Origin of the sequence: [Erwinia] mediterraneensis (assembly GCF_900604315.1) — a bacterium.
In the GTDB taxonomy this organism is placed as follows: domain Bacteria; phylum Pseudomonadota; class Gammaproteobacteria; order Enterobacterales; family Enterobacteriaceae; genus Pantoea; species Pantoea mediterraneensis_A.
Genome location: NZ_LR026979.1, coordinates 135,375 through 148,550, shown reverse-complemented (window position 1 = coordinate 148,550; position 13,176 = coordinate 135,375). Strand labels below are relative to the sequence as shown.

12 protein-coding genes are annotated in these 13,176 nt (G+C 54.1%); 9 read left to right on the top strand and 3 right to left on the bottom strand.

Annotated features, from left to right (window positions below; genetic code table 11):
• The first annotated feature begins 21 nt into the window (after positions 1-21).
• From fabG to E0E17_RS18915, 9 genes are all read left to right on the top strand, one after another.
• Entirely contained in the window at positions 22-756 is a 735-nt protein-coding gene (fabG, locus tag E0E17_RS18955) for a 3-oxoacyl-ACP reductase FabG (protein WP_130835725.1), read from the top strand.
• 9 nt (positions 757-765) lie between these two features.
• Positions 766-1,956: a thiolase family protein gene (locus E0E17_RS18950; protein WP_130835724.1), complete on the top strand. Its 1,191-nt coding sequence runs from the start codon at positions 766-768 to the stop codon at positions 1,954-1,956.
• Between the two features lie 134 nt (positions 1,957-2,090).
• Positions 2,091-3,425 carry an MFS transporter gene (locus E0E17_RS18945; protein WP_130835723.1) on the top strand — a complete coding sequence of 445 codons (1,335 nt, stop codon included), beginning with the start codon at positions 2,091-2,093 and terminating at the stop codon, positions 3,423-3,425.
• A gap of 13 nt (positions 3,426-3,438) precedes the next feature.
• The gene (locus E0E17_RS18940; RefSeq protein ID WP_130835722.1) at positions 3,439-4,317 is read left to right on the top strand and encodes an SMP-30/gluconolactonase/LRE family protein; all 879 of its coding nucleotides are present in this window, start codon (positions 3,439-3,441) and stop codon (positions 4,315-4,317) included.
• Positions 4,318-4,424: 107 nt separating this feature from the next.
• Positions 4,425-5,762, top strand: coding sequence for an MFS transporter (locus E0E17_RS18935; RefSeq protein WP_130835721.1), 1,338 nt, complete (start codon positions 4,425-4,427; stop codon positions 5,760-5,762).
• 11 nt (positions 5,763-5,773) lie between these two features.
• Entirely contained in the window at positions 5,774-6,970 is a 1,197-nt protein-coding gene (locus tag E0E17_RS18930; RefSeq protein WP_130835720.1) for a glycerate kinase, read from the top strand.
• The gene (locus E0E17_RS18925) at positions 6,945-8,102 is read left to right on the top strand and encodes a CdaR family transcriptional regulator (protein ID WP_130835719.1); all 1,158 of its coding nucleotides are present in this window, start codon (positions 6,945-6,947) and stop codon (positions 8,100-8,102) included. The genes E0E17_RS18930 and E0E17_RS18925 overlap by 26 nt, the downstream gene beginning before the upstream one ends.
• A 936-nt stretch (positions 8,103-9,038) precedes the next feature.
• Positions 9,039-10,082 carry an acyltransferase family protein gene (locus tag E0E17_RS18920; RefSeq protein ID WP_130835718.1) on the top strand — a complete coding sequence of 348 codons (1,044 nt, stop codon included), beginning with the start codon at positions 9,039-9,041 and terminating at the stop codon, positions 10,080-10,082.
• A 114-nt stretch (positions 10,083-10,196) separates the two neighbouring features.
• Positions 10,197-10,739 carry a DUF924 family protein gene (locus E0E17_RS18915; protein WP_130835717.1) on the top strand — a complete coding sequence of 181 codons (543 nt, stop codon included), beginning with the start codon at positions 10,197-10,199 and terminating at the stop codon, positions 10,737-10,739.
• A 68-nt stretch (positions 10,740-10,807) separates the two neighbouring features.
• Here the strand turns inward: E0E17_RS18915 and E0E17_RS18910 are convergent, their stop codons facing one another.
• The 3 genes from E0E17_RS18910 to E0E17_RS18900 all read right to left on the bottom strand — a co-directional run bounded on the left by E0E17_RS18910 (position 10,808) and on the right by E0E17_RS18900 (position 13,010).
• On the bottom strand, positions 10,808-11,128 hold the full coding sequence (locus E0E17_RS18910; protein ID WP_130835716.1) for a DMT family transporter: 321 nt from the start codon (positions 11,126-11,128) through the stop codon (positions 10,808-10,810).
• Positions 11,129-11,131: 3 nt separating this feature from the next.
• Positions 11,132-11,467, bottom strand: coding sequence for a DMT family transporter (locus E0E17_RS18905; RefSeq protein WP_165446267.1), 336 nt, complete (start codon positions 11,465-11,467; stop codon positions 11,132-11,134).
• A gap of 340 nt (positions 11,468-11,807) precedes the next feature.
• Entirely contained in the window at positions 11,808-13,010 is a 1,203-nt protein-coding gene (locus tag E0E17_RS18900; protein WP_130835714.1) for an MFS transporter, read from the bottom strand.
• Positions 13,011-13,176 lie beyond the last annotated feature (166 nt).

Here is a 13,176-nt window from a genome sequence, read left to right as displayed (position 1 = left end):
TCAAGCTTCAAGGAAATACGCATGAATCTTATCGGTAAAACTGCCATTGTCACCGGCGCTGCGCGCGGCATTGGTTTTGGCATCGCGCAGGTACTGGCCCGTGAAGGAGCGAACATTGTGATTGCCGATCGTGACGCCCATGGGGAGGCCGCCGCGGCCGCGCTGCGCGATACCGGCGCCGAAGCGCTGTTTATCAGTTGCAACATCTGTGAAAAAACGCAGGTCGAGGCGCTGTTTGCCCGGGCCGAGGAGGCTTATGGCCAGGTCGATATTCTGGTGAACAACGCGGGCATCAACCGTGACGCCATGCTGCACAAACTGAGCGAAGCCGACTGGGATGTGGTGATTGACGTCAACCTGAAGGGCACTTTTTTCTGTCTGCAACAGGCGGCCATTCGCATGCGGGAGCGTGGCGCGGGTCGCATTATCAACATCGCCTCCGCCAGCTGGCTGGGCAACATCGGCCAGACCAATTATGCCGCCTCCAAAGCGGGCGTGGTTGGGATGACGAAAACCGCCTGTCGCGAGCTGGCAAAAAAAGGCGTCACGGTAAATGCCATCTGCCCCGGCTTTATCGATACCGATATGACGCGCGGCGTGCCGGAAAATGTCTGGCAGATGATGGTGAATAAGATCCCGGCGGGCTATGCCGGAGACGCGCAGGACGTGGGCGAGTGCGTGGCTTTTCTCGCCTCTGAGGGCGCGCGTTACATCAACGGCGAAGTGATTAACGTCGGCGGCGGCATGGTACTGTAAGGAGGAACAATGACACAGGCCAACGATATTGTGATTGTCAGCGGTGTGCGCACCGCGATAGGCGGTTTTAATGGCAGCCTGAAGCACACCCACCAGCATGACCTGGGCGCTGCGGTGATCCGCGAAGCGGTTGCCCGGGCCGGGATTAGCCCACAGGATGTGGACGAAGTGATTGTCGGCAACGTCGGGCAGGTGGCGGAAAGCGGTTTTATCGCCCGCGTCTGCCAGCTGCGCGCCGGTTTGCCCAATGAAACCACGGCCTATTCCGTAAACCGGCAGTGTGGCTCCGGCCTGCAGGCGCTGGCTAACGGCATGATGGCGATTCAGAGCGGTCAGGCCGATGTTGTAGTCGCCTGTGGCACCGAAAATATGACGCAGCTGCCTTACTATCTGCGTCAGGCGCGCGACGGCTATCGCATGGGCAATGGCGTACTGGAAGATGGCCTGATCTCTATCCTCACCTGGCCGGAAGGCCCCTATCACAACGGTATCACCGCCGAGAACGTAGCGGAGCGCTTTAATATTTCCCGCGACCAGATGGATGATTTTGCCTGGTCCAGCCAGCAAAAAGCGTTAAAAGCCATTGCCGCCGGACATTTCCGCGATCAGATCCTGGCGCTGCAGGTGCCGGACGGCAAAAAAGGCACCCGCACCTTCGATACCGATGAACATCCGCGCGATACGCCACGTGAAAAACTCGCCACCCTGCGACCCGCTTTTAAAGCCGATGGCGTGGTGACGGCCGCTAACGCCTCCGGCATTAATGACGGTGCTGCGGCGCTGGTAATGATGACGCGTCAGCAGGCTGAGCAGCGTGGCCTGACGCCTCTGATGCGCATCCGTGGCTGGGACGTAGCGGGCTGTGGCGCAGAGATTATGGGCTTTGGTCCGGCACCCGCCACCCGACGCCTGATGGATCGCCTGAATATGGATGTGCAGTCCATCGATCTTATCGAGCTGAACGAAGCCTTTGCCGCGCAGGCGCTGGCGGTGATGAACGACCTCCATCTCGATCCGACGCGGGTAAATGTCAATGGCGGGGCGATTGCTCTCGGGCACCCGGTCGGGGCCAGCGGCGCGATCCTGCCGGTGAAGCTGATGTATGAGATGGCACGCAGCGGGGCACGCACTGGTCTGGTGACCATGTGTATCGGTGGTGGGCAAGGTATCTCGATGCTGTTTGAGCGCGAAGGCGCATAGAAGAACGGCCCGAAGTGGGGCTTCGGGCCGGGCGTCGTACGGGTCAGCACCCGGCGGCAACCTGAGAGCTGTCCTGCCGGCATCAGTCTGATGCCGGTCAGGCGACTGACCGTGACAACGGGAGAAGAGTAACCATGTCCGCAATAAATGAAAAGACGGCAAGTGACGCGCGGGGACAACGCGCGCACAAAAAGATTTATCGTCATCTGATGCCACTACTCATCATCGCCTACATCATTAGCTTTATTGATCGCACCAATATTGGTATGGCGAAAGCCAGCATGTCGGTGGATATCGGTCTCTCTGCCACTGCGTTCGGACTGGGTGCAGGCCTGTTCTTTTTGACCTATTCGATTCTGGAGATCCCGAGCAACCTGTTTCTGGCGAAGATTGGGGCGCGTCGCTGGATTACCCGCATTATGATCACCTGGGGCATCATCTCCTGCGCGATGGCCTTTGTCAGCGGTCCCGTCTCTTTTTATCTGATGCGTCTGCTGCTCGGGGCCGCCGAAGCGGGACTCTACCCCGGCATTATCTATTACATGACCCTGTGGTTTGGTCGTGAAGAGCGCGCGAAAGCCACCGGCCTGTTCCTGCTCGGCGTCTGTTTCGCCAATATTATTGGTGCTCCGCTGGGAGGCGCGTTACTGAACCTCGACGGCATGGCGGGCTGGCATGGCTGGCAGTGGATGTTCTTTATCGAGGGTCTGCCGGCTATCGCACTCGCCTTTGTGGTATGGCGCAAGCTGCCGGACAAACCGGCTGACGCCAGCTGGCTTGATGAAGATGACAAGCAGTTTATTGCTGCGACCCTCGCCCGTGAGGCGCAGGAAGTCCGTCATGCGCCTTCCCGCTTTTCGCTGAAGGCCGCGCTGAGCACGCGCATGTTTCTGCTGCTGGTGCTGATTTACTTCACTCATCAGTTTTCGGTTTATGGCCTGAGCTACTTTCTGCCCGGCATTATCGGCAGCTGGGGCACGCTCTCTTCCATCCAGATCGGCCTGCTGACCGCCATCCCCTGGATCGCTGCCGCCTGCGGCGGGGTACTGCTGCCGCGTTTTGCCCGAAACGAAACCCGTTCACGCAGCATGCTGACGCTGGGTTATCTGATCATGGCCGCAGGCATGGTGATCGGCGCGACGGGCGGCCCTGGTCTGGCAATGCTCGGCTTCTCGCTGGCTGCCTTTATGTTCTTTGCCATGCAATCCATCATCTTCAGCTGGCTGCCTTCACTGATGAGCGGCAGCATGCTGGCGGGCAGCTTTGGCTTGCTGAACTGCCTGGGATTATGCGGCGGTTTCCTTGGCCCCTTTATTCTGGGCGCCTTTGAAGATCGTACCGGTACAGCCACCTCCGGCCTGTGGTTTGCCGTTGTACTGCTACTGGCGGGCGCGCTGGTGAGCCGTTTCATTCGCAGCCAGCCGGACACAATGGTGCCAGACACCGCAGCGCGTGGCGAAAAAGTCTGAACAGGAGATGACAATGCGTATTGAAGTCTTACTCGATTTAAAAACCCGGCTGGGTGAGAGTCCGGTCTGGGATGTGGAACAGCAGCGCTTATGGTGGGTAGACAGTCAGGATGGTCGGCTGTTTGCCTGTAACGCACAGGGCAGCGAGATTAAAAGCTGGGATGTGCGCCAGAAAATTGGCTCTTTTGCCCTGCGTGAAAATGGCGAAGGGGCGGTGGTAGCACTGCAGCATGGCGTCCATCTGCTCGATTTTGCCAGCGGTGATTTGCAACTGCTGCATCATCCGGAAGCGGATCGTCCTTTTAACCGTCTGAATGACGGCAAGGTAGACCGCCAGGGACGCTTTCTTTTTGGCTCAATGGATATGCGCGAAGAGGAGCCGAGTGGTGCACTGTACCGCCTCGATCCTGATCTGTCGCTGCATACCCTGAAAGAGAACATTATCGTCTCCAATGCCCCTTGCTGGAGCCCGTGCGGCGAGACTTTCTATTTTGCCGACACCTGGACAGGCAAAATCCACGCCTGGGATTATGACACCCGCAGTGGCAGCCTGTCGCACGAACGGGTGTTCTGTGAGGTGGACCGCAGCGAAGGCGGTGCGGCGGATGGCGCCACCGTGGACAGCGAAGGGTGCCTGTGGAATGCGCTGGTCTATGCCGGCAAGCTGGTGCGCTACACGCCGTGCGGCAAAGTGGATCGCATCATTGAGATGCCGGTGAAAAAGGTGACCAGCGTGATGTTCGGCGGGGAAAATCTCGATGTGCTGTATGTGACCTCCATGGCGCAGCCGCCGCTGCCGCGTTTCCCTGAGGATAACCAGCTACGCGGTAGCCTGTTTGCCATTTATGACCTTGGCGTAACCGGGGTGCCGGAGCGGCGCTTCGCCGGCTGATACCCTGTGCGCAACCCATAAAAAAAATAAATTTCCAGATACTTTCCTCTAACCCTGACCATCAATGGCTTCACGTTGTGCCGTCGTGAAGCCATGGAGTAAAGACAATGACGATGATCAACAATGCTCCCGCCGGGGAAAAAAAAGCAAAGCGGCAGGTAATACATCGCTTCTCGTGGGTTTCACTGCTGGTGTGCTGGCTTATCTGGGTGCTGAACGCCTACGATCGCGAAATGATCCTGCGTCTTGGCCCGGTAATTTCAAAGGAGTTCTCTTTATCGCCTGAACAGTGGGGTAACGTCGTGGCGATGATCATGGTGGCGCTGGCGATCCTGGATATTCCTGGCTCGGTCTGGAGCGATCGCTATGGTTCCGGCTGGAAACGCGCCCGTTTTCAGGTGCCGCTGGTGATTGGCTATACCGCCCTCTCCTTTATCTCCGGGATTAAAGCGATCAGCCACAGCCTGACCACCTTCGTCTTGCTGCGTATCGGGGTGAACCTGGGCGCAGGCTGGGGAGAACCGGTCGGCGTGAGCAATACCGCAGAATGGTGGCCAAAGGAGAAGCGCGGATTCGCGCTGGGGATACATCACACCGGTTATCCCATTGGCGCGCTGCTGAGCGGCGTGGTCGCCAGTCTGGTGATCAGTATCTTTGGCGAAGGTAACTGGCGTTACTGCTTCCTGCTGGCACTGCTTGTTGCCGTTCCACTGATGATTTTCTGGGCGAAATATTCTACTGCCGCGCGCATCAAAACCCTTTATCAGCATATTGATGAGCAGGGACAGACACGCCCGGCTGAAGAGGAGAGCAATAAAGTCGAAAAAGGCGATGGCATGCGCACCTTTTTGCGTACCCTGCGTAATCGCAATATCTCGTTAACCGCAGGAAATACTCTGCTGACACAGATCGTCTATATGGGCATTAACGTTGTGCTGCCCTCCTATCTTTATCATGTCTCAGGCCTGTCGCTGGCTGCGTCTGCAGGGCTGAGTATTATTTTTACCCTGACCGGTACCCTGGGGCAGATCATCTGGCCCTGGCTGTCAGACAGTCTGGGACGTAAACGCACGCTGATCCTCTGTGGCCTGTGGATGAGCATTGGCATTGCCCTGTTCTATTTCGCCACTGATATGCCGCGCCTGATCGCCATTCAGCTCTTTTTTGGTCTGGTCGCCAATGCCGTCTGGCCCATCTACTACGCCATGGCGTCTGATTCTGCCGAAGAGAGCGCCACTTCTACCGCTAACGGTATTATTACCACCGCGATGTTTATTGGCGGCGGGTTATCACCCTTGCTGATGGGCTGGTTGATTCAGCTCGGCGGCGGCTGGGAGAGTGCAACCGGCTATATCTACGCCTTCTTTACCATGGCGGGCTGTGCGCTGTTGGGTGTACTGCTGCAACTGATGACCGTGGATAAAACGCCACGCCATGCTCACTGACCGGAGACAAGATGAAAATCGTCATCGCACTGGATTCATTTAAAGGCAGCTGTAGCGCGCAGGCCGCCTGCGCTGCGGTAGCGACAGGGTTGCGCCGTGTTCGTGCCGATCTGACCCTGACTGAAATGCCCGTGGCGGACGGCGGCGAAGGGTTGCTGGTCACACTGGCGGAAAGTCCACAACTCAGCGGAGTACGCTGGCATTATCAGCAGTGCACCGGCCCTTATGGACAACCGGTACAGGGTGCCTTTCTGACACTGGATGATGGCACGGCGATTATCGAAATGGCGCAGAGCTGTGGCCTGGAGCTGACGCCTGCGTCGCAGCGGGATGTGCGCCGGGCCAGTAGCTATGGCCTGGGCGAACAGGTCAGAAGCGCGCTCGACCTGGGCTGTCGCCGGCTGATTATCGGCCTGGGCGGCAGCGCCACCAACGATGGCGGCACAGGTTTTGCTCAGGCGCTGGGCGCGCGCTTCTGGCGGGCTGATGGCACTTTGTTGCCGCAGCCTGCCACCGCGCAGGATCTGGCACAAATTGCCCGGGTTGATCTCAGCGCGCTGGATGCGCGCCTGCGTCAGGTCGAGGTGCAGGCTTCCTGTGATGTCACGAATCCGTTGCTGGGCGAGCAGGGCGCAACCTGGATCTATGGGGCGCAAAAAGGAGCGGATCATGCTGCGCTGGTTGAGATGGAAGCAGGTATGCAAAACTACAACCACCATCTTACCGGGGCGCTGGGTCGGGATATCAGCACTCTGCCTGGCACCGGCGCGGCGGGAGGCATGGGCGCGGCGCTTATCGCCTTCACGGGCGCAACGCTGCGTCCCGGCATTGAGCTGGTTTTAGAACTGCTCAATGCCGCCGAACACCTGCGCGACGCGAGTCTGGTTTTTGTCGGAGAGGGCTGGCTGGATCGCCAAAGCGCCTTTGGCAAAGCACCAGTTGGCGTGGCGCACGCCGCTGCGCATTATCAGATACCGGTAATTGCGTTATGTGGGGGGCGCGATGAGAGCAGTCGCGAGCTTTATCAACACCATATTGACGCCTTCTGGTCGATATGTCCGCGTCCCATTTCACTCTCAGAAGCGATGGCCGCGAGCGAACAACTTCTCGCGGACGCGGCGGAGAACGCATTACGCACTTTTCTCGCCGGACGTCAGCAGCAAAAAACAAGCGGATATCAGTATGATCATTACAGCAGCGCTGGCTAACGAAATTGTTGTCCGGGCGATGGCCATCATTCATCACAATGTCAACGTGATTGACAACAACGGTATGATTATCGCCTCGGGCGAGCGGCATCGCATCGACACGCAACATGAAATCGCCCTTGATGTGATCCGTACTGGAAAACGCATCTGTATTCACAATGCGACAGAAGCGGCGCAGTTCAGGAATGTCCAGCCCGGGATTAATCATCCGATTATTATTGATGATCAGGTGGTTATGGTCGTGGGCGTCAGTGGCGATCCAGCAGTGATAAGCCGTTATGCCGAGCTGGCGGTGCTGACCGCAGAGCTGCTGGTACGGCAATCTGTGGAGATGCGCGAAACCAACTGGCGACAACGCCTGCGTGATACCTTGTTCTGTCAGTATCTCGATCAGGGCATGACGGTGTCAGGACAGGAAGCGCTGCAGCGCCTTGAAGAGCTCGGTTTTTCTCTGAACGTGCCGCTGGTGCCGGTGGTGGTTACCGTCCAGGTGGAACAGCGTCATCTGAGTGAAATTCTGGGGACGCTGTTGCGTGAGTTTTCGCAGCTGGCCGGGGTGAAAGAAGTTATTTTGCTGGGCAGCCAGGAGATTCTGGTGCTGGGTATGGATAACGTACCCCAGAAAACCCTGTTGAGCGGGATTGAATTTATCCTCAGCAATCAGATCAGCCATTACTACATCGGGATTGGTTTACGTGCCGCCAGTGCGCCGGATATCCGTGAAGCGATTTTACTTGCCCGCACGGTGATCGAGGTGGGCAGTAAAGTACAGCCGCAGCGGCAGATTTACTATTTCCGCGAGATGGCCATGCTGTGTCTGTTTCGGGTACTGGAAGACAGCTATATGTTGAATTTTTTCAACAATATTGTTCAGCAACTTCTGGAACATGACTCTGGTGAAGTGCTGCTGAATACACTCGCCTGCTTTATTCATCACAATGCCGAACCGGGAAAAACCTCAACGCAGTTGGGTATTCATCGCAATACCCTGACATACCGGCTGCAGCAAATTAAAAAGCAGATTCAACTGGACCCTATGGTGTTTACCGATTTGGTGCAGTTGTCCGTCTCGGTACACTGCTACCAGCGACGTCATCCGCGGCAGAGTGAGTGGATTGATACGCTGAGCTGAGGACCATATCGCTATGCGAACCAGTGAATCTTGTCGGTTCATGACAGGATTTTCATTCTGATAGTGCGTACCCTGCGTACGCACCCTTCAGCATCATCCGTTAACCCAAATAGTGGTTACGTAATCTGAAATGATTGCTACGCAGGTTCTCAAACAGGGGCGGCTGAGATTTCAACTATCGTCTCAGGGCTGTAATTGTTTTTACTTTTCAACAGGCATGTGCTGTGCTGTGGTGAATGCGATAACTCTTAAAATATCAGGTGTGCCTCTCTAACCTTATTAACCCGCGGATAACAAACCAGGTCAGGGGAGACGCTGTTATTTAATGCCGGTAATAGTGATGATGCTTACTCAAGTAGTTTTAAATAATAAGCCGGCGGAAGCAGTAAAAGCATCAGCCGGGGAAGGGTAATACTATTTACTTACCTGATTGTGGTTGTAAACAGGGCAAAATCGCGCATATTACTTCAGGTGTGCTACTCGATTATGACAAGCTATTTTCTGAAGTTATTATTATGATTGGATCTTTTTTATGCCGCTATTCGCCGGTGAAATAAGCTGTTTTCATTCACATCCCCTTCGGTTCATGGCTGTTCCTGCGGGCTTCCACCGTAATACAGGATTGCCTGTTCACTTTTACCTGTGGTAGTTTTGGCGGCCAGTCAAGGCTGAAACCTCGCCGGGTTAAACATCACGGCTGTTTTGCTTTGTTGCCCGTAAGAGATTGGGGTGCGATAAAAATGTTATTCTGCGCAGTTAATCTGGTTCAGCGAAGGGGCAGGAATACTTTTGTGAAACCGCCTGATTTTCCTGTTTCAGAAACATGCAGACCCGGATGGCTTGCGCACTTTATAAAAGCGGATATTTCAGATATCCGGAGATACCATCCTGACTCGCTCTGAAAAACTTTATTTTTCCACGCGATGGATTGAAAAAATGCATAACAGACTCATCGGACTGGATATACTACGCTCAGTAATTATGATTTTTGGCCCGACGTTTCATGCCGCAATGCTTTATAGCGGCGCGTGGGGGTTTGACTATCAGTTACAAAAAAACGAATGGCTGGTGGATGCGTTAAATGTAACCCATCCTTTCAGAATAGGTTTATTCTTTATCCTCTCGGGCTTCTTTTCTTCCCTGCTTATCAGCAAAAAAGGTGCAGAACATTTTAACGAGAGCCGCAAAAAGCGGCTGCTTAAGCCGACGCTGCTGGCCGTGTTAATTACGTTACCCCTGATTGCCCTTGAGATGTATTTCCTTATGGATGACCGGCAGTTAAGGGACTACCTGAGCTACAAGCATTTATGGTTCCTGATTGTCCTCTGCCAGATCAGCCTGTTAGTGATGCTGTCGCCTGATAAAATAAACCGCTCTGTCCGTCGTGTCGCTGAACGGCTCAACCACTGGCATTGGGTCAGTATCTTTGCGCTTTTCGCAGCGGCTATCTGTGCTTCAATGGTATTGATCAAAGTCGTGAACACTATATTGCCCCATGCAGTGGTTGAACTTTTTCAGCTTGGACAGCTTATTCAGTATATACCCTATTTCATTATGGGTATGCTGCTGTTCTTTATGGAAAAAGAAATTAACGCTAAAACAGCGGTCGCTTTACTGGCGCTCTACTTTGTCTGGTATTTATTAAGCGTGTTGTTTGAGGATAAAATGAAAATCGCCCTCAGTCTGGGCAAAGTTTTTGCGGTTGTGGCAATATGCCTGGCGCTGTTTTACCTGTTTAAAAATGTTAAATTCAAAGAGAACACGTTCATTCTGTCGATATCTAAACTCGCGTTGCCTTTTTATTTAATCCATCTTCCCATTTTGATTTTTTTAGGCTGGCTGTGGGGGGAGCATGGCATCTCTCGCAATCCTGTGCTTTTTCTTTCCTATGCGGTTTCTTTGAATATCCTTTTCAGCTTTTTACTCTCTACACTGATAGTGAGGAGTCAGTCAGCGTCACGCTTAATGGGACTGGCGTAATATAGCCTCAATGACTGCGGATTGCCTGTTTTTGCAACCGGAACAGAGAGACAACGTTGACGATGCTGTTGCCCTTCATTAGCGCACCAGCAGCGCTGATAAAGGGGGACGCTTATGGAGTATCAGAAGGTGCTGGATTTCTGGTTCTGTGAAACAAGCCAGGAGAAATGGTTCACGCGTGATGAGCAGTTTGATGAAATCGTCAGCACCCGCTTCCGGACCTGCTGGCAAGCCGCCTGTCGCGGAGAATGCTATACCTGGCGGGAATCGCTGGAGGGGCGGCTGGCGGAAATCATTGTGCTGGACCAGTTTTCCCGCAACCTGAACAGAAACAGGGCGGAAGCATGGGCGCAGGACACCACGGCACTGGTACTTTCTCAGGAAGCCCTGCGTCAGCCGGAATGGCAGCAGCTGGAAACATCGCAGAAAGCTTTTCTGCTCATGCCATGGATGCATGCCGAGTCGCGCCTGATTCATGAGCAAGCCACTGAACTGTTTGACTCGCTGGGCGATGCGGAATACAGCCGCCATGAGCGGCAGCATCGCGATATCATCGCCCGGTTTGGCCGCTACCCGCACCGCAATCAGTGGCTTGGCAGAACCTCAACCGCGGAAGAGATCGCTTATCTCAGCGAGCACGCCTTGCCTTTTTTCTGATCTGAAACGGTCCCTGGGGCGACCTTCATCAGTCCCGGGTGATTATCGTCACCCGGGACGCATTTCGCTTATCCCAGCTCAAGCAGGATCATGCCTGCCGCAATCATGAGCAGCCCGACACACTCTTTACGGTCCGGGGAATGCCGGAAAATAATCCAGCCGGTTATCGCGGTCAGCAGGATGCCGCAGCCGCCCCAGATAGCATAAGCCGTTGCCATATCCATCCCGTTCAGAGCCCGGGAGAGGGCGGTGAACGAGGCGAAAATTAATAACAACCCCAGCGCGCCCGGAAGTTTGTGGGTCATTCCACTGGAGCGTTTGAGGAAAGCATTTGCTGTTACTTCCAGCACAATGGCGATAGCAAGGTAAAAATAAGAAACAAACGTCACTGCTTACTCACTGTGTTCATTTTCGGCCATATTCACCAGCAACACGCCGCCCAGCAGAAGCAGAATGGCGACATACTGAATAACGCTGAGGTGTTCTTTAAAAAAAATACTGCCAATGGCGGTCACCGCCAGAAGTCCCAGCGACTCCCAGGTTGCATAAGCTACCGACAGACTTATTTTTTTCAGTGCCAGTGCCATAAAGGTAAACGACAGCCCGATGGTAAAATACATCAGCAGCATGCCTGCCAGACTGGCATCCCGGGAGAGTAATTTCATCACCACCACACTGCTTATCTCTGCCACGATCGCCAGAGAAAGATAACACCATGCCCTGGTCACAATACCTCCATTTTAAGATTGATATTTCCGGGGGCGGGTATCTTACATCGGGAGCGGCGTCCGGGAAGCAAGAGTTATTAACGGATGGTGTGATTTTCAGGGGCGAGAGAGAAAAGATTTTTTAATGAGTGTTTATAGTTACATCATCCACTATAAAGAAACCCATAGCACACCACTTCGGCTACATCAGGGGAAAAATGTCTGGCAACACCTGATGGTCCGGCAATGTCCGGGTAACAGCGAACTACCCGGACAAGCGGCTTTGTTTGTTCACTGACCAGGGAAACACAGCCAGCGAGTGTGGGTGCAGCACTCAAAGTAAGAGCCTGCTAACACAGAACTAATCATTTTCGATGCGGGGCAGGAACCAGGCCAGTAATCCTGCCAGCGGAAGGAATGAACATAACCAGTAAACCTGTTCAATCCCCATTTTGTCGGCGAGCGTACCGAGAACAGCGGCAGCGATGCCAGCCAGGCCGAAATTAAGCCCGTAAAACAGGCCGCCGACCAGGCCAATCCGGTTCGGCGCGAGTTCCATGGCATAAATCAGAATGGAAGCGAAGGCGCTTGCCATTATCAGATTGATGGCCACCGTCAGTATCACCGTCCAGAAAAAATCAGCATAAGGCAGTATCAGCGTCAGGGGTAACGGACCCAGAATCGATATCCAGATGATCTTGTAACGACCGATGCGATCGCCGAGGATGCCGCCCAGCAACGCACCGGCTGCGGAGGAAAACAGAAATAAAAACAGCATGAACTGCGATGTTTTAACGGAGGCGCCGAAATGGTCCATTAAATAAAAGGTATAGAACGAGCGGAAACTTTCGACATAGGCGTTTTTAGAAAACATCAGCAGTGTCAGCACAATCAGGCCTGTTGTGACCATCGCCTGCGGATAAGTTTTTGCCTGCCTGCCGTTTTTGTTTTTTTCTTTCACGGACTCGATATAACTGGTTTTAATCGTATCATGGCGGCCAGCGGTCCAGATCATCAGAACCACAGCCAGTAAGGCTAACAGAGCAAACCATGCCAGGCTCTGTTGTCCGTATTGCACAATAATAATGGCGGCAAACAGAGGGCCCAGGGCACCACCAGCCTGTCCGCCAACCTGAAAAATACCCTGGGCGAGTCCCTGGCGGCCGCCTGAGGCGTAGCGGGCCATTCGTGTGGCTTCCGGATGAAAGATAGAAGATCCAATGCCGATGCTGGCTGCTGACAACAATATCAGATGATAGGATGGTGCATAGGCGAGTCCGACCAGGCCGGAAAGCGTAAACGTCATGCCGATAACCGTAGAATAAGGAAACGGATGTCTGTCGGTTACCGCGCCTACCACGGGCTGAAGCAGCGATCCCGCAATCTGAAACGTCAGGGTGATAATGCCGATATGTACAAAGTCGAGCTGATATTTCTCTCTCAATATCGGATAGACTGCCGGTATTAGAGACTGGATAAGATCGTTGAGCAGATGGGTGAGGCCCAGTATCAGCAAAACATTCAGCCAGGTTTTAGGCCGCCTGATAACTGCAGTAGTGTCCATAGTGATCCCCGTATGACCAGTTAGATTTTTTATTTTTTAACGTAACGCATTGCAGGCAATCCTGAAGCACGTCATCGCGCTACAGATGATGAATGCTTTCAGGGGTATCAACCGTAACCTAAGGTTATAGCCAGGTAAAGAACAGTAAGCCATCATAAAAGCCGCT